We start from the raw sequence: 23180 nt of genomic DNA, 5'->3' as shown, positions 1-23180 counted from the left end.
GGTCTGCCTGATGAAACTACGTGGCCTGTACGCCATTACCGACAGCCAGTTGCTGGCCGGCAAGTTCCTGTCGTATGTGGAGGCGGCGCTGGAAGGCGGCGTCACCCTGCTGCAATACCGCGACAAGAGCAGCGACGAGGCCCGCCGTCTGCGCGAGGCCGAGGCGCTGCGCAATTTGTGCGAACGCTACAAGACGCAGTTGATCATCAACGACGACGCCGAACTGGCCGCGCGCCTGAACGTCGGTGTGCATCTGGGCCAGACCGACGGCCCGCTGTCACCGACCCGCGCCCTGCTCGGCTCGAAAGCGATCATCGGCTCGACTTGCCACGCGCAAATCGAACTGGCCCAACAGGCTGCCAAGGAAGGTGCGAGTTACGTCGCCTTCGGTCGTTTCTTCAATTCCAACACCAAACCCGGCGCGCCGACTTGCAGCCTCGATCTGCTCGACGAAGCCAAACGTGCGCTGCATCTACCGATCTGCGCGATTGGCGGCATCACCCTCGACAACGCGGCGCCGCTGGTGGCCCACGGCGTCGACTTGCTTGCTGTGGTCCACGGTTTGTTCGGTGCCGACAGCACCGCCGAAGTGACCCGCCGCGCCCGCGCATTCAATGAATTGTTCAAATCCTGATTTTTGAGAGCCCGATCATGTCTCGTTCCGAAACCCTGTTTGCCAATGCCCAGAAACACATTCCCGGTGGCGTGAACTCGCCGGTTCGCGCGTTCAAGAGCGTGGGTGGCACGCCGCTGTTCTTCAAACACGCCGAAGGCGCCTACGTCACTGACGAAGACGACAAGCGTTATGTCGATTACGTTGGCTCGTGGGGCCCGATGATTCTTGGCCACAGCCACCCGGACGTGCTGGACGCGGTGCGCAATCAACTGCAGCACGGCTTGTCGTACGGTGCGCCGACCGCAATGGAAACCGAGATGGCCGACCTGGTCTGCTCGCTGGTGCCGTCGATGGACATGGTGCGAATGGTCAGCTCCGGCACCGAAGCGACCATGAGTGCGATCCGTCTGGCCCGTGGTTTCACCGGCCGCGACAGCATCATCAAATTCGAAGGCTGCTACCACGGTCACTCCGACAGCCTGCTGGTCAAGGCCGGTTCCGGCGCGCTGACCCAAGGCGTTCCGAGCTCGGCGGGTGTACCGGCGGCGTTCGCCAAACACACGCTGACCCTGCCGTTCAACGACATCGACGCGGTAGAAAAAATGCTTGGCGAAGTCGGCCAGGAAGTCGCGTGCATTATCGTTGAGCCAGTGGCCGGCAACATGAATTGCGTGCCGCCAGCGTCGGGCTTCCTCGAAGGTCTGCGCTCGCTGTGTGACAAACACGGCGTGGTGTTGATTTTCGACGAAGTGATGACCGGTTTCCGCGTGGCCCTCGGTGGCGCACAGGCTTACTACGGCGTGAAGCCAGACCTGACCACCTTCGGCAAAATCATCGGTGGCGGTATGCCGGTCGGCTGTTTCGGCGGCAAGCGTGAAATCATGGAGCGCATCGCGCCGCTGGGCCCGGTTTACCAGGCCGGCACACTGTCGGGTAACCCGCTGGCCATGGCTGCCGGTTTGACCACTCTGCGCTTGATCAGCCGTCCGGGTTTCCACGACGAACTGACCGATTACACCACTCGCCTGCTCGACGGCCTGCAACAACGCGCCGATGCAGCAGGGATTCCGTTCGTGACCACTCAGGCCGGCGGCATGTTCGGCCTGTACTTCAGCGGTGCCGACGACATCGTCACCTTTGAAGACGTGATGGCCAGCGACGCTGCCCTGTTCGGTCGCTTCTTCCACCTGATGCTGGAAGGCGGCGTGTACCTGGCGCCGAGTGCATTCGAAGCCGGTTTCACCTCTATCGCCCACGGCGAAGCCGAGTTGAAGTTGACGCTGGATGCAGCCGAGCGCGCCTTCGCCAAACTGAAATAATCGCCGAACCGCTGACGTTGGCCATTGCCAGCGTCAGCTTTCACCTACACCCGAGCTGTTTTTCCGACGCCTCTGCTAAATATCCGCCTAAAGTGGGCGATATATTCCCCGCGCAGCAGAAAAACGAGTAAAGACTTTGTAAGGTTGGCCCTGCTTATTTCATAATGCGCGCTTATTGGATCCCTCGATGGGTCCGCGTGCCCTTCAGAGGTAAGTCGATTCCCATGAACCGCACCGGCCGCACCCTTGCCTTGGGCTGCCTGTTGCTCCTTCAGCCCCTGCTCGCGCATGCACAAGCAGGCGGCAACTCGTTGTTGATCCCGGCGATGGGTCGTTGCACCCTCAATACTCAGCCGCAAGACGTCACGCAGGCACTGGCTGCCTGCCAAAAGGCTGCGGATGAAGGGGATGCGCAAGCGCAATATGAGTTGGGTGAGTTCTACTACGACGGCAAGAATGCGCCGCGCGACCTCAATCAAGCCCTGAGCTATTTTGAAAAGGCCTCGCTGCAAGGCCACGCCCAGGCGCAATTCAAGCTCGGCACCATGTTTTTCCACGGTGAAGGCGTTCAGGCCAATAACATTCAGGCGTACATCGTGCTGAAGATGGCTGCGGTCAACGGCGCCGAAGAGGCGCTGGACACTGCCGACGAAGTCTCTGAAAAAATGTCCCGCGAAGACCTCGAAACTGCCACGCAGGTGCTCGGGCAAATTTTCCGTAAATACCTGATGGAATTGCAGAGCGCCGATGGGCGTACGCCGTTTTCGCCACTGCCCTGAGTTCTGCTGACCTCTAGGGGTGATATGGCTGATGGGATTTTGTGGCGAGGGGATTTATCCCCGATCGGCTGCGCAGCAGTCGCAAACCATTCGATGCGGTGTGTCAGAAAGAGTTTGATTGCAGGTTTTGGGGCCGCTTCGCAGCCCATCGGGGATAAATCCCCTCGCCACAAATAAAACCTGTTCAGCCACTCAACTAAATCCTATTCAGCCACTGAATCCTGTTCAGCCACTAAATCTTCTTCAGCCACAGAAAAGGGTTTTACTTCTCAGGCATCGGCATCGGAAACGGCATCACATTGCCGACCGTGCCACGGGCTTCGCTGATTTTCGGTGTACCCAGACGTTCGACCTCGTCGATGCGCACGATCGAATGCATCGGCACAAAGCTGCGCACCACGCCTTCGAATTGTGCCTTGAGCTTTTCTTCGCTCGGATCGACGACCATCTGCGTGCGCTCGCCAAAGACGAACTCTTCCACTTCCAGGAAGCCCCACAGATCACTTTGATAGATCTGCTTGGCGTACATTTCGAACACCTGGCCCTGGTTGAGGAAAATCACCTTGTAGATTGGAGCTTCGCGTTTGGTCATGGCGGGCGGATAACATCGGGGATAAAAATGAGGGCGCGAACTATAGCATAGCCACCGGACGCACAACGGTAGGAACATGGAGACATGTTCCCTATAATGCGCGGTTCTTTGAATCACGTGACGATCCTAATCCATGGCCAAGAAGCTTTACATCGAAACCCACGGTTGCCAGATGAACGAGTACGACAGCTCGCGCATGGTCGATCTGCTGGGTGAACATCAGGCCCTGGAAGTCACTGCTCGCGCCGAAGATGCCGACGTGATTCTGCTCAATACCTGCTCGATCCGCGAGCGCGCCCAGGACCGGGTTTACTCGCAACTGGGCCGCTGGCGCGAACTGAAACTGGCCAACCCGGACATGGTGATTGCCGTCGGCGGTTGCGTGGCCAGCCAGGAAGGCGCGGCGATCCGTGATCGCGCACCGTACGTCGACGTGGTGTTCGGCCCGCAGACCCTGCACCGCCTGCCGGAAATGATCGACGCCGCACGCATCACCAAATTGCCGCAAGTCGACGTCTCGTTCCCGGAAATCGAAAAGTTCGACCACTTGCCCGAGCCGCGCATCGACGGCCCGAGTGCTTACGTGTCGGTGATGGAAGGTTGCAGCAAGTACTGCACGTTCTGCGTGGTGCCTTACACCCGCGGCGAAGAGGTCAGCCGACCGTTCGACGACGTGCTCGCCGAGATCATTCATCTGGCCGAAAACGGCGTGCGTGAAGTGACTTTGCTGGGGCAAAACGTCAACGGCTATCGCGGCACCACCCATGACGGTCGTCTGGCCGATCTTGCCGAATTGATCCGCGTAGTCGCCGCCGTCGATGGCATCGATCGCATTCGCTACACCACCTCGCATCCGCTGGAGTTCTCCGACAGCCTGATCCAGGCCCACGCCGAAGTACCGGAACTGGTGAAGCACCTGCACTTGCCAGTGCAATCGGGGTCCGACCGGATTCTGGCGGCGATGAAACGCAACCACACGGCGCTGGAGTACAAATCCAAATTGCGCAAACTGCGCGCGGCGGTGCCGGGGATTTGCATCAGCTCGGACTTCATCGTCGGCTTCCCGGGCGAAACCGAAAAAGACTTCGAACAGACCATGAAGCTGATCGAAGACGTCGGTTTCGACTTTTCTTACTCGTTCGTTTACAGCCAGCGCCCGGGCACACCGGCCGCCGATTTGACCGACGACACGCCGGAAGCGCTGAAGAAAGAACGCCTGAACGCGCTTCAGCACCGCCTGAATCAGCAAGGTTTCGAAATCAGCCGACAAATGGTCGGCTCGACCCAGCGCATTCTGGTGACCGATTACTCGAAGAAAGACCCGGGCGAACTGCAAGGGCGCACCGAGAATAATCGGATCGTCAACTTCCGCTGCGACAATCCAACCCTGATCGGCCAGTTCGCAGATGTGCACATCGACGCGGCGCAACCGCACTCATTGCGCGGCTCGCTGATCCAGTAACAACATATCTCCTCTGTGGGAGAAGGTTTTTGTGGCGAGGGGATTTATCCCCGATGGGGTGCGAAGCGCCCCCCAAAACCTGCAACTGCCGTGCATCTGATATGCCGCACTGGATGGTTTTACGACGGCTGCGCCGCTGATCGGGGATAAATCCCCTCGCCACAGATGAATTCTTCAGCCATAGAGAAAGCGCTCGAGAGCCGCAGCGATATTTAAGAGCTTTCGCACCCAGGCCACTGGCGTTATCCTTGATTTCATCTTAATTGCCCCAGGGCGGCTAAATACGACCTTGAACGCTCCCATAGAACCACATCGTTTTATTCTCGAGCCCTTTGAGGCTCATCGCTTCGCCAATCTGTGCGGGCAATTCGACGAGCATTTGCGCTTGATCGAACAGCGCCTGAGCATCGAGATCCGTAACCGCGGAAACCAGTTCGAGCTGATCGGCGACCCCAAGCACACCACGTCTGCGGAAAATCTGATTCGCCGCCTGTACCGCGAAACCAAGGGTACGGAGTTGTCGCCAGATATGGTTCACCTGTTCCTGCAGGAATCAGCCGTCGTCGAGCTGGACAACCACGCCCCCGCGGAAGCCTCCGTCGCCCTGCGCACCAAAAAAGGCATGATTCGCCCTCGCGGTTTGAATCAGTTGCGCTACGTGAAGGAAATTCTCGGTAACGACATCAACTTCGGCATAGGCCCGGCCGGTACCGGCAAGACCTATCTGGCCGTGGCCTGCGCTGTCGATGCACTGGAGCGCGAGCAGATCCGGCGCATCCTGCTGGTGCGTCCGGCGGTTGAGGCAGGTGAAAAGCTCGGTTTTCTGCCCGGCGATCTGTCGCAGAAGATCGACCCGTACCTGCGCCCGCTCTATGACGCACTCTACGAAATGCTTGGCTTCGAATACGTGGCCAAGCTGATCGAACGTCAGGTGATCGAAGTCGCGCCGCTGGCCTACATGCGCGGTCGCACGCTGAACAACAGCTTCATCATTCTCGACGAAAGCCAGAACACCACCGTCGAACAGATGAAGATGTTCCTGACGCGTATCGGTTTCGGCTCTACCGCAGTTATCACCGGTGACATCACCCAGGTCGATCTGCCGAAAGGCACCAAGTCGGGTCTGCACCACGTGATCGAAGTGCTCAAAGACGTGCCAGGCATCAGCTTCACGCACTTCATGCCTAAAGACGTTGTGCGCCATCCGCTGGTGCAGCGGATCGTTGAAGCCTACGAGCGCTTCGAAAACCGTGACGACGCGCCCAAGGACACTTCGCGAAATGCTTGAGCTAGACCTGCAAATCGCTACCGAAGCGAGCGCCCCGAGTGAAGCCGACTTCCGTCAATGGTGCGAACTGGCCCTGCGCCAGCGCACCGCTGACTCGGAAATGACCATTCGTCTGGTCGACGAGGAAGAAGGTCGTGAGCTCAATCACACCTGGCGCCAGAAGGATTACGCGACCAACGTCCTGTCGTTCCCGGCTGACGTGCCCGACGAGTTTCTCGACATCCCGCTGCTCGGCGATCTGGTGATCTGCGTGGCCGTGGTTGAGCGCGAAGCTGCTGAACAAGGCAAGGAACTAAAGGCCCATTGGGCACATCTGGTCATTCACGGCTGCTTGCATCTGCTTGGTTACGACCATATAGATGACGAAGAAGCCGAAGAAATGGAAGCACTGGAACGCGAGTTGCTTGCTGAACTGGGCTATCCCGATCCGTACGCGGACGACGAAACCGAACCATCCCCTATCGTTACAACAAAGGATTCAGAGTAATCGCTATGAGCGAAGATCGATCGAGCAACGGGCAGAAGTCATGGCTGGGTAAACTGACCCAGGCTTTTGCCCACGAGCCGAAGAACCGCCAGGAGCTCCTTGAGCTGCTGCGCGATGCACATCAGAACAAACTGCTGGACAGCGAAGCGCTGGCCATCGTCGAAGGCGCCATTCAGGTGGCTGACCTGCAAGTTCGCGACATCATGGTGCCGCGTTCGCAGATGATCAGTATCAAGGCGACCCAGACACCGCGTGAATTCCTCCCGGCCGTGGTCGATTCCGCCCACTCGCGCTATCCGGTCATCGGCGAAAGCCATGACGACGTGATGGGCGTGCTGCTGGCCAAGGATCTGCTGCCGCTGATCCTCAAGGAAAACGGCGACAGCTTCAACATCAAGGATCTGCTGCGCCCGGCCACCTTCGTGCCGGAGTCCAAGCGTCTGAACGTGTTGTTACGTGAGTTTCGCGCCAACCACAACCACATGGCCATCGTCATCGACGAATACGGCGGCGTGGCCGGTCTGGTGACCATCGAAGACGTGCTGGAACAAATCGTCGGCGACATCGAAGACGAACACGACGTCGAAGAAGACAGCTACATCAAGCCGCTGCCCAGCGGTGACTTCCTGATCAAGGCACTGACGCCGATCGAGAACTTCAACGAGTTCTTCGACAGCGAGTTCTCCGACGACGAGTTCGACACCGTCGGCGGCCTGGTGATGAGCGCGTTCGGGCACTTGCCAAAACGCAACGAAACCACTGAAATCGGCGCCTATCGTTTCCGCATCCTGAACGCCGACAGCCGTCGGATTCACTTGCTGCGACTGTCGCCGATCGCTCGTTAATTCTAAGGACTGAAATGCGCTGGACAACCCGCCCCGGCTGGCCCGGTAACCTGCTGGCCGTGGCGGCCGGTGCAATCACCACGTTCGCTCTGGCACCCTTCGATATCTGGCCGCTGGCTCTGCTGGCGGTCGGTTTGTTCTATGCCGGTCTGCGCGAGCTGAGCCCGCGCCAGGCGCTGGGCCGGGGCTGGTGCTTCGGTTTCGGCCTGTTCGGCGCCGGTACCAGTTGGATCTATTACAGCATTCATCATTTCGGCGGCGCTTCGGTGCTGTTGGCCGGATTTCTGATGCTGCTGTTCACCGCGGCGATTGCGTTTTTCTTCGCCCTGCCCGCTTGGCTCTGGGCACGCTGGCTGCGCCGTAACGAGGCACCGCTGGCCGATGCCTTGGCATTTGCTGCGTTGTGGGTCGGTCAGGAAGCTTTTCGTGGCTGGTTCCTCACTGGCTTCCCGTGGCTTTATTCCGGTTACAGCCAGCTTGACGGTCCATTGGCCGGTCTCGCGCCAGTGGGCGGGATGTGGCTGGTGTCGTTCGTTCTGGCATTGACGGCTGCGCTGATCTACAACGCGCCGCGTCTGCTGCAATCCGGTCGCAAGGCTTTTGTTGCGGTTGGCCTGCTATTGCTGGTCGGGCCTTGGGTGGCGGGGATTGCACTCAAGGGCCACGCCTGGACCAGCCCGTCAGGCGAGCCGCTGACCGTTGCTGCCATTCAGGGTAACGTCGAACAAAGCATGAAGTGGGACCCGGCGCAGCTCAACGCGCAACTGGCGCTGTACCGCGATCTGAGTTTTCGCTCCAAACCCGTGGATCTGCTGATCTGGCCGGAAACAGCGGTACCGGTACTCAAGGAGTCCGCCGAGGGCTACCTGAGCATGATGGGTAACTTCGCCGCCGAGCGTAAATCGGCGCTGATCACCGGCGTGCCGATCCGCGAGACGGTGCATCACGAAAGACGCTTTTACAACGGCATCACTGTGGTGGGCGAAGGCGATGGCACTTACCTGAAGCAGAAACTGGTGCCGTTCGGTGAATACGTGCCGTTGCAGGATGTGCTGCGCGGACTGATCGCATTCTTCGACCTGCCGATGTCGGACTTCGCCCGCGGCCCCGCTGATCAGCCGATGCTGCAAGCCAAGGGCTATCAGATCGCGCCGTTCATCTGCTACGAAGTGGTGTATCCGGAGTTCGCCGCCAGCTTGTCGGCGCGCAGCGACCTGCTGCTGACGATCAGCAACGACACGTGGTTCGGCACCTCGATCGGCCCGCTGCAACATTTGCAGATGGCGCAGATGCGCGCGCTGGAAGCCGGACGCTGGATGATCCGCGCCACCAACAATGGCGTGACCGGCCTGATCAACCCGTTCGGGCAGATCACCGAGCAGATTCCGCAGTTCGAACAGGGCATTTTGTATGGAGAAGTCGTGCCGATGCACAACCTGACGCCGTATCTGCAATGGCGTTCGTGGCCGCTGATCGTCCTGTGTCTGGGGCTGTTCGGTTGGGCGTTGATGGCTAGCCGGATGTCCAAAACCCTCTAAGCAAAAAGATCGCAGCCTGCGGCAGCTCCTACATGGGATTTGTATTCCCCCTGTAGGAGCTGCCGCAGGCTGCGATCTTTTGATCTTCAGCGATAGAAAAGCGAATACCCCACCTGCCCCACCGCTTCATTCAGCAACTGCCCGCTCTGCCAGATCGACTTGAACTCCGGCAGCCAGCCACCAAACGGCCGAGCGTTGTCTGTACCCAGGAAGCCCACTGGCGCTGGCACCACTTCAAATCCTGCCTGTTCAAAACTCCACACCGATCGCGGCATGTGCCAGGCCTGCGTCACCACAACTACGCGTTTGATCCCCTGCGGCAACAGCATATCGGCGCTGAATTTGGCGTTTTCCCAGGTGGTGCGGCTTGCCCCTTCCTGCCAACGCACGCTCACACCGAAATCGTCCAGCAATGAATCGGCCATCAACTTCGCTTCGGTCGGCGGCGTGCCGTAATGCAACCCGCCACTGGTCAGAATCGGCAGTCCCGACGCCTTCGCCAACCGCGCCGCATAGCGTTGACGCTCAAGCCCCACGCCGGTCGGCTGATCGTCGCCCCAGGCCAGATCACCCCGCTCACGCCCGGAACCCAGCACCACAATCGCATCGGCACGTTGCGCCAGTGTCGCCCACTCTTCGCGGGCCAGCGGGGGCTCGCGTTCGAGGGCTTTGGCGCCCCATTGCACCACCACCGGCAGGCTCATCAGCCAGAATCCGCCAAAACCGAGGGCAAAACACAATCCAGCCAGTCGCGGCCGTGAGCGGCGCAGCCACCACGCGGCCAGCAACAGCAGCAAAAGAATGCCGGGCGGCAATAGAAGTTGTTTGATGAAATAACGAAAAGGCATCGGGCATCTCCAAAGATGCCCGAAGCCTAAGTGGGTTAATACAACGCGACAACCGATAGGGTGGGATCCTGTTGAAAAAGATCCGTTTCTTGACCTGCCATGCGCTTACTTGGCCCGTAAAGCACGCACCTTGACGGTGTCTTTGCGGGGCGCCTTGTCCTTGAGCCAGATGACCTTGGCCGAATGTGTTGCATCGAGCTGCTTCACTGCTTGCGACAAGCATCCGTGCGTTTCACGTTCACTGCGATCCAGATAGGCCTTGACCAGTTTGAACTCGGCGGGGCTCAAGCCACGCAATTCCAGTTCCAGGGGGCGCTCGTCGCGCAGCCGGTCTGCGGTTTTTGCAGCGTCCAGGGCCATACCCAGACGGTCCATCAACCGCTCGTACAACTCAGGTTTCGTGATGTTTCTTTGCTGTTGCTCCACCATCCCTCACCTCATTGAAGATAAGACTCACTCCCCAGTTAGAGCTTAGCTTCGCTGCACAAACCGGCTGGATGCCGCGACCAACGGCCCTCGCCACCCACTGCGTGGGTCAAACAGCTGTAATCAGGGTTTCCCTAGGCCAAGCACGGTCATGTATGCTACGGCGCTTCCTGTCATTCCACTTCCAGCTCGTCCGGGCCGTCCCGAATGCCGCGTTGAAGAGGATTAGGCCACCCCTATCCAGTACAAAAGTAGCCATGCACGAACAATATCAGCCCCGTGAAATCGAAGCCGCCGCCCAGTCGTTCTGGGATGAGCAAAAGTCCTTTGAAGTCAGTGAACAGCCAGGCAAGGAGACTTTCTACTGCCTGTCGATGTTCCCTTACCCCAGCGGCAAGCTACACATGGGGCACGTGCGCAACTACACCATCGGCGACGTGATCTCCCGCTACCAGCGCATGCAAGGCAAGAATGTCCTGCAACCAATGGGTTGGGACGCCTTCGGCATGCCGGCGGAAAACGCCGCGATGAAGAACAACGTAGCGCCCGCCAAGTGGACCTACGAAAACATCGCCTACATGAAAACCCAGCTGCGCAGCCTGGGCCTGGCGGTGGACTGGTCGCGTGAAGTCACCACCTGCAAACCTGATTACTACCGCTGGGAACAATGGCTGTTCACTCGCCTGTTCGAAAAAGGCGTGATTTACAAAAAAAGCGGCACCGTCAACTGGGACCCGATCGATCAGACCGTTCTGGCCAACGAGCAGGTGATCGACGGTCGCGGCTGGCGTTCCGGCGCGCTGATCGAAAAGCGCGAAATTCCGATGTACTACTTCAAGATCACCGCTTATGCGGATGAACTGCTGGAGAGCCTCGACGAACTGACTGGCTGGCCTGAACAGGTCAAGACCATGCAGCGCAACTGGATCGGCAAATCCCGCGGCATGGAAGTGCAGTTCCCGTACAACGTCGACTCGATCGGCGCAGCTGGCACCCTGAAAGTCTTCACCACCCGTCCGGACACCCTGATGGGCGCGACCTACGTTGCCGTCGCCGCTGAACACCCGCTGGCCACCCAGGCCGCGCAGAACAACCCTGAGCTGCAAGCGTTCATCGCTGAGTGCAAGGGCGGCAGCGTCGCTGAAGCCGACATCGCCACTCAAGAGAAAAAAGGCCTGCCGACCGGCCTGTTCGTCGAGCACCCGCTGACCGGTGAAAAACTCCCGGTGTGGGTCGCCAACTATGTGCTTATGCATTACGGCGACGGCGCGGTCATGGCTGTGCCAGCGCACGACGAGCGTGATTTCGAATTCGCCCACAAGTACGACCTGCCGATCAAGTCGGTGGTACGCACCAGCTCCGGCGAGACCAACCCGGCACCATGGCAAGACGCCTATGGCGAGCACGGCACGCTGATCAACTCCGGCGAGTTCGATGGTCTGGATTTCGCTGGCGCGTTCGATGCAATCGAAGTGGCGCTGATCAAAAAAGAACTGGGCGCCTCGCGCACCCAGTTCCGCCTGCGCGACTGGGGCATCAGCCGCCAGCGCTACTGGGGCTGCCCGATCCCGATCATCCACTGCGATGCTTGCGGTGACGTGCCGGTACCGGAAGATCAACTGCCCGTCGTACTGCCGGAAGACGTGGTGCCGGATGGCGCCGGTTCGCCGCTGGCACGCATGCCAGAGTTTTACGAGTGCAGCTGCCCGAAATGCGGCCAGCCTGCCAAGCGTGAAACCGACACCATGGACACCTTCGTCGAGTCTTCGTGGTACTACGCCCGTTACGCCTCGCCGCACTTTGAAGGTGGCCTGGTCGAGAAATCCGCGGCTGACCACTGGCTGCCGGTGGATCAGTACATCGGCGGTATCGAACACGCGATTCTGCACCTGCTGTACGCACGTTTCTTCCACAAGCTGATGCGTGACGAAGGTCTGGTGAGCTCCAACGAGCCGTTCAAGAACCTGCTGACCCAAGGCATGGTAATCGCCGAAACCTACTACCGTCGCGAAGCCAACGGTGCCTACACCTGGTTCAACCCGGCGGACGTAGAACTTGAGCGCGACAGCAAAGCCAAGGTCATCAGCGCCAAGCTGATCGCCGACGGTCTGCCGGTGGAAATCGGCGGTACCGAGAAAATGGCCAAGTCGAAGAACAACGGCGTCGACCCACAGTCGATGATTGATCAGTTCGGCGCAGACACCTGCCGCCTGTTCATGATGTTCGCCTCGCCACCTGACATGAGCGCCGAATGGTCCGACTCCGGCGTGGAAGGCTCGCATCGCTTCCTCAAGCGCGTCTGGCGTCTGGCGCAAGCCCACGTTACCCAGGGCCTGCCGGGCAAGCTCGACGTTGCCAGCCTGAACGACGAGCAGAAAGCCGTTCGCCGCTCGATCCACCTGGCCATCAAGCAGGCCAGCCACGACGTCGGCCAGAACCACAAATTCAACACCGCCATCGCTCAGGTCATGACGCTGATGAACGTGCTGGAAAAAGCCGCGCAAGGCACCGAGCAAGATCGTGCGCTGGTGCACGAAGGCCTGGAAGCCGTGACTTTGCTGCTGGCTCCGATCACACCGCACATCAGCCATGAGCTGTGGAATCAACTGGGCCACGCCGATGCCGTGATCGATGCCGGCTGGCCTGCTGTGGACGAAAGCGCACTGGTGCAGGACAGCCTGACCCTGGTCATCCAGGTCAACGGCAAGCTGCGTGGCCAGATCGAAATGCCGGCGAGCGCGACGCGCGAAGAAGTCGAAGCCGCCGCTCGCGTCAACGAAAACGTGCTGCGTTTCGTCGACGGTCTGACCATTCGCAAAGTGATCGTTGTGCCAGGAAAACTGGTCAACATCGTCGCCAGCTAAATTGGATTGGGCGTCAGGTTTGCCTGACGCACTGTAAAACCTTTCGGGCCGCCAGGTCGGCCCACATGGTTTCAAGGGGAGCAACACAATGATCAAACGCAATCTGCTGGTGATGGGCCTCGCTGTTCTGCTGAGCGCCTGCGGTTTCCAGCTGCGTGGCACTGGCAGCAACGAACTGACGATCAAGGAACTCGATCTGAGCGCCCGTAACGCCTACGGCGAGACCGTCACTCAAATGCGTCAGGTGCTGGAGTCCAGCGGCGTCAAGGTTTACAGCGGCGCGCCTTACAAGCTGTACCTGGCTGACGAACAGGAAAGCCAGCGTATCCTCAGCTATGCAGGTGCCGGTCGCACGGGCGAGTATCAGCTCAGCACTGTCCTGAGCTACGACATCCGCGGTGAAAAAAACCTGTCCCTGCTCAGCGACAAGCTTGAAGTGCAGAAAGTCTTCATCCACGACGGCAACAACCTCGTCGGCTCCGATCAGGAAGCCAACGACGCCCGTCGCGATATCCGTCGCGATCTGGTTCAGCGCATGATGCTGCGTCTGCAACAGCTGACCCCGGGTCAACTGGAGCAACTGCAGCAGGCCGCCAACGACCGCGCCAAGGCAGAAGCCGATGCGCTGGAAGCGGCGCAAAAGATTGAGGCGGAAACCCCGCGTCAGTCGCCGCTCGAAATCCCGCAGCAGTAAGAAGTTCGGGGCGCTCAGGCGCCCCGTTCGACCTCTCTTATGAAGCTAGCTCCCGCGCAACTCGGCAAACACCTGCAAGGCGCCCTCGCGCCCGTCTATATCATCAGCGGTGATGACCCGCTGCTGTGTCAGGAAGCCGCCGACGCCATCCGCAGTGCTGCCCGCCAGCAAGGTTTCGACGAACGCCAGGTGTTTGCCGCCGACGCCAATTTCGATTGGGGTACGTTGTTGCAGGCCGGCGCCAGCATGTCGTTGTTTGCTGAAAAGCGTCTGCTGGAACTGCGTTTGCCATCGGGCAAACCCGGTGACAAGGGGGCTGCCGCATTCATCGAGTACTGCTCGCGTCCCGCTGAAGACACGGTGCTGCTGATCAGCCTGCCCAAGCTTGACGGCAGCGCGCAGAAGACCAAGTGGGGCAAGGCGCTGGTTGAAGGTCAGCAGACCCAGTTCATACAGATCTGGCCAGTGGATGCCAATCAGCTGCCGAGCTGGATTCGTCAGCGTCTGTCGCAGGCCGGGTTGTCGGCCAGCCAGGACGCCGTCGAACTGATTGCTGCACGTGTGGAGGGCAACCTGCTCGCCGCCGCGCAGGAAATCGAGAAGCTCAAGCTGATGGCCGAAGGTGGGCAGATCACTGTCGAAACCGTGCAGGCCGCTGTGGCGGACAGTGCACGATTCGACGTGTTTGGCTTGACCGACGCGGTCCTTAACGGTGAACCGGCCCACGCCCTGCGCATGCTCGAAGGGTTGCGTGGTGAGGGTGTCGAACCGCCAGTGATCCTCTGGGCGCTGGCGCGGGAGTTGCGCCAACTGGCCAATATCGCGCTGCAGTACAGCCAGGGCACACCGCTGGACAAGTGCTTCAGTTCAGCGAAACCGCCGGTGTGGGACAAGCGCAAACCTTTGATGAGCAAAGCCCTGCAACGTTACTCGGCGCAACGCTGGGCGCAGTTGCTGCTCGAAGCTCAGCGTATTGATGCACAAATCAAAGGTCAGGCAGCCGGATCACCGTGGATGAGCCTGAGCCGCTTGGCACTGTTAATGGCTGGCCAACGTTTGTCATTGCCTGCCGAATAAAATCAAAAGATCGCAGCCTTCTGCAGCTCCTACACCAATCCCTGTAGGAGCTGCCGAAGGCTGCGATCTTTTGATCTTGCTTTCCTACAAAACGACCTGCATTTGCCCTATAGACAGACGCCCGACATCGGCAGATTATTTCCCCCGCAAAACCCACTGACTCGAGAGAACCCTCATGAGCAAAAAGCCATCGAAACATGGCCCGAACAAGGCCAAATCCATCATCGCCCAACCCCTGTTCCGCAGCCGCCAGGAACAACCAGCCAAGGGTAAAGGCAGCTACCGCCGCGAAGCCTTCCAGTCTAATAGCTGGGAGGCTTCTTACTTTCTGGCAGCTTAAAGCGCAGCACCCCCCGGTCATGTTAAGGTCTGCACCTGATTCGTATCCTCTGGAACTGTGCATGCCCTTTAGTCTTTCCCGTCGTTGGCCTGTTCGCCAATTGATCGCTGCCTCCAGCTTCATTCTGCTTGTCGCCTGTGCGGAAAAACCTACCGCCGCCGATGCGCAACCTCTTCAAGCCGCCCCTGTCGCCACGGCCCCAGCGATTATTCCGCCGGTAGTGCCGTCCGCCGACCCACTTGATCTTCAGCCGACCCAGACCTTTGCCGAATGGCAGGCAGGTTTTCGCAAGGATGCCTTGGCCGCTGGTATTCGCGCCGAGCTGTTCGACCGTGCGTTCGCCAATATCAGTTTCGACGCCAGCGTGATTCGCGCCGACCGCAGCCAACCGGAGTTCTCCCGCCCGGTGTGGGAATACCTCGACGGCGCACTGTCGCCGCTGCGCGCGCGCAAGGGCCAGGCGTTGATCATTCAATACGCCGATATCCTGCAAAGCATCGAGCAGCGTTATGGCGTTGATCGTCAGGCGTTGGTATCGGTGTGGGGCATGGAAAGCAACTTCGGGCAGTTCCAGGGCAGCAAGTCGGTGATCAACTCGCTGGCCACCCTCGCCTACGAAGGTCGTCGCCCAGGCTTTGCCCACGCGCAACTGATCGCCGCCCTGCAGATTCTGCAACAGGGCGACATCACGCCGGAGAAGATGCTCGGTTCCTGGGCTGGCGCCATGGGCCAGACGCAGTTCATCCCGACCACCTACAACACCCATGCCGTAGATTTCGACGGTGACGGGCGCCGCGACATCTGGGGCAGCCCGGCCGACGCGCTGGCCTCGACCGCACACTATCTGCAAAGCTCCGGCTGGCAGCGCGGCCAGCCGTGGGGCTTTGAAGTGCAATTGCCCGGCAACTTCGACTACACGCTGGCGGATGGCACCCTGCGCAAGAGCGTCGCCGAATGGCGTCAACTGGGCGTGATGCTGCCCACTGGGGCCCAGGCGCCCGCCGGAACCGAACAATTGTCCGCCGCCCTGTTACTGCCGGCCGGTTATCGTGGCCCGGCGTTCCTGGTCCTCGACAATTTCCGGGCGATCCTCAAGTACAACAATTCTTCGTCGTACGCGCTGGCGGTGAGCCTGCTGTCCGAGCGCTTTGGCGGCGCTGGCTTGATCAATGGCTCTTGGCCTAAAGATGATCTGCCGCTGAGCCGCACCGAGCGAATCGAGTTGCAGACCTTACTGAGTGCACGCAACTACGATGCCGGCACGGCAGACGGGATCATCGGCGCCAATACACGCAAGGCGATTCGCAGTGCACAGCAGTCGTTTGGCTGGCCGGCGGATGGGTATCCCACGCATAAGCTGCTGGAAACCCTGCGTAACCAATAAAGCAAAATCAAAAGATCGCAGCCTGCGGCGGCTCCTACAGGGTTTACGTTAATCCCGTGTAGGAGCTGCCGCAGGCTGCGATCTTTTGCATCACCCGCAATTATCGGCGGGTGACCACATCCTGCTCCAGCATCAGTTCCTGCTTCCCCGCATCCAGTCGAACCAATGCCCCCATCGGCAATGTCAGGTTCGGATCGCAATGCCCGCTGCGCCATCCTGAAAGCACCGGAATCCGTAACGGCTCAAACGTCTGCTTGAGCAGCCGGTTCAAAGCTTCGACGTCCACCCCCGCGACATCCCCAACCAGAACTCCGCGCAATTTGGCCAGTTTGCCGGCCAGGCGCATCTGGGTCAGCAGTCGGTCGATCCGATACAGGGGCTCGTTGATATCCTCGATGAGCAGAATCACCCCCTCCACATCGATTTCGTAAGGCGTCCCCAGAGTCGCAGCGATCATCGCCAGATTGCCGCCGAGCAAACGCCCGTGGGCGATGCCGGGCTCGACCGTCGTCAACGGATAAGCCGCCGGGTGGCTCAGCACACTGCCGCTCTTCAGTTGGCCACGCAGCATGGCGAAGAACGAAGTGACGGTTGGCGGCTCCTTGTCGCCCAACAGGTCAGCGTTGAGCAGCGGCCCGTGAAAGGTCACGAAGCCTGCGTATCGGCTGATGGCCAGGTGCAGCGCGGTGATGTCGCTGTAGCCAACGAATGGCTTGGCATGGCGGCTCAGCAGGTCGTAATCGATCCGGTCAAGCAGCCGTGGCGTGCCGTAGCCGCCACGCAGGCAAATAATTGCATCGACTTCGGGATCAGCGAACGCCGCATGAAGATCGCGCAAGCGCACGTCGTCGCTGCCGGCCAGATAGCCATCCTTTTCATAAACGCCGGGGAACACCTTAAGCCCATAACCCCGCGCGCGAATCCATTGCACCGCCTTATCGGTGTCCAATACACCCGGGCCGGCTGGTGCAATGACGCCGATCAGCCCTTCTGAGGGCAACGCGGGCACGGCTTTGTGCGGGCAAAGTGTGTGGGTTGGTCGAACGGTCATCCTTGGATCTCCCTGTGAGTCATGCACACACAGTAGTCAGGAACGGCGGTAAACAGAAGAGGCTCGGCCACGCCGCAGGTTGCAGGAAAAATCAGCATTGAATGTAAGACAGGCAAAAAAATGCCCGCCGGGCGTTAAAGCCTCGGCGGGCATTTTTTATATCAGCGCTGAATCAGGAACCCATCAGCTCAGCCTTGACCAGCTTCGCCTGCTCATCGGCATGGTACGAGGAACGCACCAACGGCCCGGACGCAACGTTCTTGAAGCCCATCTTGTAACCTTCCTCGGCGAACCAGGCGAAGGTGTCCGGGTGCACGAAACGCTGCACCGGCAAGTGGCTGCGCGACGGTTGCAGGTACTGGCCAAGAGTCAGCATGTCGATGTCGTGTTCGCGCATGCGCTTCATGACTTCGATGACTTCTTCGTCAGTCTCGCCCAGACCCAGCATCAGGCCGGATTTGGTCGGAATGTGCGGCATCATCTGCTTGAAACGTTGCAGCAGAGTCAGCGACCACTGGTAATCCGAACCCGGACGCGCAGCCTTGTACAGACGCGGCACGGTTTCCAGGTTGTGGTTGAAGACATCTGGCGGCTCGGCGGCGGTGATTTCCAGGGCGACGTCCATGCGGCCACGGTAGTCCGGAACCAGGGTCTCCAGCTGCACGTTCGGCGACAACTTGCGGATTTCGCGGATGCAGTCGGCGAAGTGCTGGGCACCACCGTCACGCAGGTCGTCGCGGTCAACCGAGGTGATCACCACGTACTTGAGCTTGAGGTCGGCGATGGCGATGGCCAGGCTCTCCGGCTCGTTGACGTCCAGCGGCTTCGGACGACCGTGGCCCACGTCGCAGAACGGGCAGCGACGGGTGCAGATGTCGCCCATGATCATGAAGGTCGCGGTGCCGCCGGAGAAGCACTCACCCAGGTTCGGGCAGGACGCTTCTTCGCAAACGCTGTGCAGCTTGTGTTTGCGCAGCAGGCTCTTGATACGGTCGACTTCCGGGGAAACCGGGATACGCACACGAATCCAGTCGGGTTTCTTCGGCAGTTCGGTGGTCGGAATGATCTTTACCGGGATGCGTGCAACCTTCTCGGCACCGCGCAGCTTGACGCCGGCTTCAACCTTGGGACGCGGGGCCGGGCGCTCGGTCACGTCGAGCGTCGGGATCATGGTTTGCACTGCATCAGTAGTCATATCAGTCGATTCCGCCCGTCAGGGTCGTCTGCTCAGCATAGTCGAGGTGTTTGACGAGCTGCGCGCGCAGCCGGGCACTTACCTCGGCAAATTCAATCGATCCTGCGTGATCACTCAGCTGGGTCATCGCCAGCCCGGCGTAGCCGCAGGGATTAATCCGTCGAAACGGTTCCAGGTTCATATCCACATTCAGGGCCAGCCCATGAAAGGAGCAACCGTGGCGAATCCGTAAACCCAGAGAAGCGATTTTCGCGCCATCGACGTACACGCCGGGAGCGTCTGGCTTGGCCGCTGCGGTCACACCGTAGCTGGCCAGAAGTTCGATCAGGCATAGCTCCATGCGACTGACCAGATCACGCACGCCAAAACCCAGCTTGCGTACATCCAGCAACAGATAAGCCACCAGTTGGCCGGGGCCATGGTAAGTCACCTGCCCGCCGCGATCGACCTGCACCACCGGAATTTCACCCGGCAGGAGCAAGTGTTCGGCCTTGCCGGCTTGACCCTGCGTGAACACCGGTGGGTGCTCGACGAGCCAGATTTCGTCGGCGGCATCGCTGCCGCGTTCGTTGGTAAAACGTTGCATGGCATGCCAGACCGGCTCGTAAGCCATCTGGCCGAGTTCGCGAAAGCCCAGCGTGCCTGGCATCACAGCACCATGTGCACGAAACCGGTCGCCCGCAGTTCGCTGTTGATGTCGTACAGCTGGTCTTGACCGGTGGCGACGATGTGCAACTGGATCGTGGTGTATTTACCGTTGCTGCTCGAACGCTCGTCAATACGATCATCGTTGATGGTCGCGTGCTTCTTGACGATTTCGATGATCTTGTCTTTGTTGCCGACGCCCGTGTCGCTGATCACCTTAACCGGGTAATCGTTGGCAGGGAATTCGATCTTTGGCGCCTTTACTTCGGTATCGGTCATGGCGTAACGGCCTCTATAGCGCAAGCCGTGGTAACGCACATGGCCCCGCACCGGATCGGGGCGGGGCCATGCAGGTCAACACAAATCAGTTGAACAAGCCGTAGAAGAATAGACGGATGCTATCCCACATGCGGCGGAAGATACCACCCTCCTCGACGCCGTCCAGAGCGATCAGGTCAGCGCTGTGCACAACCTTGTCTTCCAGTTTGACTTCGACTTTACCGATTACGTCGCCCTTGGCGATTGGCGCGGTCAGTTGCGGGTTCATGGTCATGCTGGCAGCGAGCTTCTTCAACTGGCCTTTTGGCAGGGTCATGGTCAGGTCTTGCGCGAGGCCGGCCTTGACTTGACTGGTGGTGCCTTTCCACACCGGGGCCTGAGCCAGTTCGGTGCCCTTCTGATAGAAGGTCTGGGTTTCGAAGAAGCGGAAGCCGTAGGTCAGGAGCTTCTGGGTTTCAGCGGCGCGAGCCACATCGCTGTTGGTGCCGAACACGACGGCGATCAGACGCTGGCCATCACGGACAGCCGAGGACACCATGCAATAACCGGCTTCGTCAGTGTGGCCGGTTTTCAGACCGTCAACGGTCTTGTCGCGCCACAGCAACAGGTTGCGGTTAGGTTGTTTGATGCCATTCCAGAAAAACTCTTTCTGCGAGTAGATCGCGTAGTGAGCCGGGTCTTCGTGGATGATCGCGCGAGCCAGGATCGCCATGTCATGAGCCGACGAGTAATGGTCAGGGTTTGGCAGACCGGTCGGGTTCATGAAGTGGGAGTTGGTCAGGCCCAGTTCGGTGGCCGTCTTGTTCATCACGTCGGCGAAAGCGTCTTCGCTACCGGCGATGTGCTCGGACAGTGCCACGCTGGCGTCGTTACCGGACTGGATGATGATGCCGTGCAGCAGGTCGCTGACAGTGACTTGCGAACCGACTTTGATGAACATCCGCGAACCGCCGGTACGCCAGGCGTTTTCGCTGACGGTCACCGGATCGTTTTCACCGATCTGGCCACGACGGATTTCCAGGGTCGCGATATACGCGGTCATCAGCTTGGTCAGGCTGGCCGGTGGCAGACGCTGATCGCCATTGTTTTCAACCAGCACGTTGCCGCTGCTGGCATCCATGAGCACATAGGACTTGGCGGCCAGTTGTGGTGGCGAAGGCATCATCTCGACCGCGAACGCGGCTGGCGAGAGGAGCAGCGGGACTAGCAGGAAAAGGCGTTTGGCAAAGGTGGTGATGTTCATCCGTCTCTCGAAATCGCTAATGCAAAATTTAATCAGATGACTTTCTGACGAGTCATCGCGTGTTCAGCTGCTCACTCCAGTCACCCTTGCCGGGCTTTTGTTCTTCGACGAGCCAACAACCTGGTGCACCCCCCAATACCGCAGGTGAACCGTCAATCAAGTTCTACGTTTTACTCGGTGACCACACTTGGCGAACCAAGGTTGGCCAGGCGCACGCTGTTCTGCACCTGGGTGATTTCACCCGGCGAGCCGATCGGCCCCAGGCGTACCCGGTGCAGAGTCTGCTGATTGCGCACGATCGAGCTGATGAACACCGGAGCGCTCACCATCCCGCTGAGCTTCGACCTCAGCAGCTCTGCAGCGTCCGGGTTGGCGAAGGCGCCCACCTGCAGATACTGGCCAGACGCTGTTGCAGAAGCGTTTTTTTTTGCATCGATCTGCACTGGCACAACGGCCGCGGCGTGTTGTTGCGGCGGTGGGGTCCATTGCTCGACGGTGCCGGCCGACGCTGTGATCACCGGGGCGCTGTTCTGCGCAACTTGCGGCTCATTGAGCATCAACGGCGCCGGACGGCCCTTGGCGGCCCACCATTGCTGCGGATCGATGCCCTCGACCTTGACCCGCGCAGTGCCGGTTTCGGCATAACCGAGTTTTTTTGCCGCTGCGTAGGACAAGTCGATGATCCGGTCGGAATAGAACGGCCCGCGGTCGTTGACCCGCAGAATCACTGTGCGGTTGTTGTCCAGGTTGGTCACCCGAACATAACTTGGCAGTGGCAAAGTCTTGTGGGCGGCGCTCATGCCGTACAGGTCATAAACCTCGCCATTGGCGGTGTTCTGCCCGTGAAACTTGGTGCCGTACCAGGACGCCGTGCCGGAAGCGACGTAGGTTTTGGATTCCTGAATCGGGAAATAGGTCTTGCCCAGCACAGTGTACGGGTTGGCCTTGTACGCACCGGTATGCAGGGTTGGGGTGGCATCGGGGATACGCGAAACATCGACATCCCACCACGGTGCTCCATCTTTGTGCGCGCGGTTGATATCAAGAACCGGCTGCTTGCGCACAGCGGTTGTGGGCGCCTTCTGAGTCGGGGTACGGCTGGTCGAACAACTGGCAACCAGTACCGCCAACGCAGCAAATGCCACCAACTTCAGGGGTTTATTGTTAGGCAATGCCCGCATTACTTGACGCCCCGTGCTTGTACAAGCTGTTCAGACAGTTGATGTACGGCCATGGCGTACATCACGCTGCGGTTATAACGCGTGATCGCGTAGAAATTCTTCAGGCCCATCCAGTATTCGGGGCCGTTCTCGCCTTCAAGGCGAAATGCCGTAACCGGCATATCATCGCGCAGCGCATCATGACTTGACCAGCCCAGCGCCCGCAACTGCGCGACAGTCTTTGTCGGCTCGATACCAGTGGTCAGGCCTTCATCGGCCTGCTCGCCACGGACATCGGCGCGGCTGACCACCGGTTCGCCGGCGACCCAGCCGTGACGCTTGAAATAACTGGCGACGCTGCCAATCGCATCATCCGGGTTGTTCCAGATATTGATGTGGCCGTCACCGTCGAAATCCACTGCATAAGCGCGAAAGCTGCTCGGCATGAACTGCGGCAGACCCATCGCCCCGGCGTATGAACCCTTGAGCGTCAATGGATCGACCTGTTCTTCGCGCGCCAACAGGAGAAACTCACGCAGCTCCTTGCGGAAAAATTCGGCACGGGGAGGATAGTCGAAACCGAGCGTCGACAAGGCATCGATCACCCGATAATTGCCGGTATTACGTCCGAAAAAGGTCTCAACGCCGATGATCGACACGATGACTTGTGCCGGCACGCCGTATTCCTGCTCGGCACGGGCCAGCGTGGCCTCGTGCTGACGCCAGAAATCCACACCTCGCGCAATGCGCGCGTCAGTGATGAACATCGGGCGGTATTCTTTCCATTGCTTGACCCGCTCGGCAGGTCGGGAGATGGCGTCGAGAATCGCCTGTTTACGCTGAGCCTCGCGAAACACCCCCATCAGTTGCTCACCGGCGAAACCATAGTCGCGGGTCATTTCACCGACGAATTCGGCCACCTGGGGTGAGCCTTCGTATTCGCCGGCCAGCGCTTCCTGCACGCTGCCAAGGAGGCCAACCAGGCCAACCCATGGCGCGCATCGAGTCGCCCAGCCACGCATTACTTGCATTGAACTCTTCACCTTAT

23 protein-coding genes are annotated in these 23180 nt (G+C 59.6%); 13 read left to right on the top strand and 10 right to left on the bottom strand.

Annotated elements, in window-relative coordinates; genetic code table 11:
• Nucleotides 1-10: 10 nt before the first annotated feature.
• From thiE to ICA15_RS24320, 3 genes are all read left to right on the top strand, one after another.
• Nucleotides 11-634, top strand: a complete 624-nt coding sequence (gene thiE / locus ICA15_RS24330; protein ID WP_150617314.1) for a thiamine phosphate synthase — start codon at nucleotides 11-13, stop codon at nucleotides 632-634.
• Between the two features lie 17 nt (nucleotides 635-651).
• The gene (gene hemL, locus ICA15_RS24325) at nucleotides 652-1935 is read left to right on the top strand and encodes a glutamate-1-semialdehyde 2,1-aminomutase (RefSeq protein ID WP_210554860.1); all 1284 of its coding nucleotides are present in this window, start codon (nucleotides 652-654) and stop codon (nucleotides 1933-1935) included.
• 224 nt (nucleotides 1936-2159) lie between these two features.
• The gene (locus ICA15_RS24320; RefSeq protein WP_042561233.1) at nucleotides 2160-2714 is read left to right on the top strand and encodes a tetratricopeptide repeat protein; all 555 of its coding nucleotides are present in this window, start codon (nucleotides 2160-2162) and stop codon (nucleotides 2712-2714) included.
• Between the two features lie 262 nt (nucleotides 2715-2976).
• Here the strand turns inward: ICA15_RS24320 and ICA15_RS24315 are convergent, their stop codons facing one another.
• Nucleotides 2977-3306 (bottom strand): DUF1820 family protein, encoded by a 330-nt coding sequence (locus ICA15_RS24315; RefSeq protein ID WP_042561234.1) that lies wholly within the window; start codon nucleotides 3304-3306, stop codon nucleotides 2977-2979.
• A gap of 133 nt (nucleotides 3307-3439) precedes the next feature.
• Here ICA15_RS24315 and miaB point away from each other — a divergent pair, with 133 nt between their 5' ends.
• The 5 genes from miaB to lnt all read left to right on the top strand — a co-directional run bounded on the left by miaB (nucleotide 3440) and on the right by lnt (nucleotide 8926).
• Nucleotides 3440-4768 carry a tRNA (N6-isopentenyl adenosine(37)-C2)-methylthiotransferase MiaB gene (miaB, locus tag ICA15_RS24310; protein ID WP_150602134.1) on the top strand — a complete coding sequence of 443 codons (1329 nt, stop codon included), beginning with the start codon at nucleotides 3440-3442 and terminating at the stop codon, nucleotides 4766-4768.
• A 289-nt stretch (nucleotides 4769-5057) separates the two neighbouring features.
• Nucleotides 5058-6056: a PhoH family protein gene (locus tag ICA15_RS24305; RefSeq protein ID WP_150617312.1), complete on the top strand. Its 999-nt coding sequence runs from the start codon at nucleotides 5058-5060 to the stop codon at nucleotides 6054-6056.
• Nucleotides 6049-6543, top strand: a complete 495-nt coding sequence (gene ybeY, locus ICA15_RS24300) for an rRNA maturation RNase YbeY (protein ID WP_210554859.1) — start codon at nucleotides 6049-6051, stop codon at nucleotides 6541-6543. Before ICA15_RS24305 ends, ybeY begins: the two co-directional genes overlap by 8 nt.
• Nucleotides 6544-6548: 5 nt before the next feature.
• Nucleotides 6549-7388, top strand: coding sequence for an HlyC/CorC family transporter (locus ICA15_RS24295; RefSeq protein WP_150602131.1), 840 nt, complete (start codon nucleotides 6549-6551; stop codon nucleotides 7386-7388).
• Between the two features lie 14 nt (nucleotides 7389-7402).
• Nucleotides 7403-8926, top strand: a complete 1524-nt coding sequence (lnt, locus tag ICA15_RS24290) for an apolipoprotein N-acyltransferase (protein WP_042561238.1) — start codon at nucleotides 7403-7405, stop codon at nucleotides 8924-8926.
• Nucleotides 8927-9012: 86 nt separating this feature from the next.
• On the opposite strand, the gene ICA15_RS24285 is transcribed toward lnt, so the two are convergent.
• Nucleotides 9013-9774, bottom strand: a complete 762-nt coding sequence (locus ICA15_RS24285) for a YdcF family protein (RefSeq protein ID WP_150617309.1) — start codon at nucleotides 9772-9774, stop codon at nucleotides 9013-9015.
• Between the two features lie 105 nt (nucleotides 9775-9879).
• Nucleotides 9880-10203, bottom strand: coding sequence for a hypothetical protein (locus tag ICA15_RS24280; RefSeq protein WP_150602128.1), 324 nt, complete (start codon nucleotides 10201-10203; stop codon nucleotides 9880-9882).
• A 254-nt stretch (nucleotides 10204-10457) separates the two neighbouring features.
• Between ICA15_RS24280 and leuS the strand changes: the two genes are divergently transcribed.
• The 5 genes from leuS to ICA15_RS24255 all read left to right on the top strand — a co-directional run bounded on the left by leuS (nucleotide 10458) and on the right by ICA15_RS24255 (nucleotide 16559).
• Nucleotides 10458-13064, top strand: a complete 2607-nt coding sequence (leuS, locus tag ICA15_RS24275; protein ID WP_210554858.1) for a leucine--tRNA ligase — start codon at nucleotides 10458-10460, stop codon at nucleotides 13062-13064.
• A gap of 88 nt (nucleotides 13065-13152) precedes the next feature.
• Nucleotides 13153-13758, top strand: a complete 606-nt coding sequence (gene lptE, locus ICA15_RS24270) for an LPS assembly lipoprotein LptE (RefSeq protein WP_210554857.1) — start codon at nucleotides 13153-13155, stop codon at nucleotides 13756-13758.
• Between the two features lie 39 nt (nucleotides 13759-13797).
• The gene (gene holA / locus ICA15_RS24265) at nucleotides 13798-14835 is read left to right on the top strand and encodes a DNA polymerase III subunit delta (protein ID WP_150602125.1); all 1038 of its coding nucleotides are present in this window, start codon (nucleotides 13798-13800) and stop codon (nucleotides 14833-14835) included.
• 175 nt (nucleotides 14836-15010) lie between these two features.
• Nucleotides 15011-15175, top strand: coding sequence for an alternative ribosome rescue factor ArfA (gene arfA, locus ICA15_RS24260; RefSeq protein ID WP_007960579.1), 165 nt, complete (start codon nucleotides 15011-15013; stop codon nucleotides 15173-15175).
• 61 nt (nucleotides 15176-15236) lie between these two features.
• Complete coding sequence (locus ICA15_RS24255) at nucleotides 15237-16559, top strand: lytic murein transglycosylase (protein WP_210554856.1); 1323 nt, start codon at nucleotides 15237-15239, stop codon at nucleotides 16557-16559.
• A gap of 100 nt (nucleotides 16560-16659) precedes the next feature.
• Here the strand turns inward: ICA15_RS24255 and ICA15_RS24250 are convergent, their stop codons facing one another.
• From ICA15_RS24250 to mltB, 7 genes are all read right to left on the bottom strand, one after another.
• A complete protein-coding gene (locus tag ICA15_RS24250; RefSeq protein ID WP_210554855.1) occupies nucleotides 16660-17610 on the bottom strand; it encodes an LD-carboxypeptidase in 951 nt (316 codons plus the stop codon).
• Nucleotides 17611-17782: 172 nt separating this feature from the next.
• Entirely contained in the window at nucleotides 17783-18781 is a 999-nt protein-coding gene (lipA, locus tag ICA15_RS24245; protein WP_161806657.1) for a lipoyl synthase, read from the bottom strand.
• Nucleotides 18782-18806: 25 nt separating this feature from the next.
• Complete coding sequence (lipB, locus tag ICA15_RS24240; protein WP_150602122.1) at nucleotides 18807-19454, bottom strand: lipoyl(octanoyl) transferase LipB; 648 nt, start codon at nucleotides 19452-19454, stop codon at nucleotides 18807-18809.
• Entirely contained in the window at nucleotides 19454-19729 is a 276-nt protein-coding gene (locus ICA15_RS24235; RefSeq protein WP_042561249.1) for a DUF493 domain-containing protein, read from the bottom strand. The genes lipB and ICA15_RS24235 overlap by 1 nt, the downstream gene beginning before the upstream one ends.
• Before the next feature lie 85 nt (nucleotides 19730-19814).
• Nucleotides 19815-20972: a D-alanyl-D-alanine carboxypeptidase family protein gene (locus tag ICA15_RS24230; RefSeq protein ID WP_042561250.1), complete on the bottom strand. Its 1158-nt coding sequence runs from the start codon at nucleotides 20970-20972 to the stop codon at nucleotides 19815-19817.
• A 170-nt stretch (nucleotides 20973-21142) separates the two neighbouring features.
• Complete coding sequence (locus ICA15_RS24225; RefSeq protein WP_150602120.1) at nucleotides 21143-22153, bottom strand: septal ring lytic transglycosylase RlpA family protein; 1011 nt, start codon at nucleotides 22151-22153, stop codon at nucleotides 21143-21145.
• Entirely contained in the window at nucleotides 22153-23163 is a 1011-nt protein-coding gene (gene mltB, locus ICA15_RS24220; protein WP_150602119.1) for a lytic murein transglycosylase B, read from the bottom strand. Before mltB ends, ICA15_RS24225 begins: the two co-directional genes overlap by 1 nt.
• Nucleotides 23164-23180 lie beyond the last annotated feature (17 nt).

The sequence above is a fragment of the Pseudomonas sp. P116 genome, assembly GCF_020149425.1.
In the GTDB taxonomy this organism is placed as follows: domain Bacteria; phylum Pseudomonadota; class Gammaproteobacteria; order Pseudomonadales; family Pseudomonadaceae; genus Aquipseudomonas; species Aquipseudomonas anatoliensis.
Note: the sequence above shows the minus strand (reverse complement) of the source record. Positions and strands in the feature narration are given on the sequence as shown.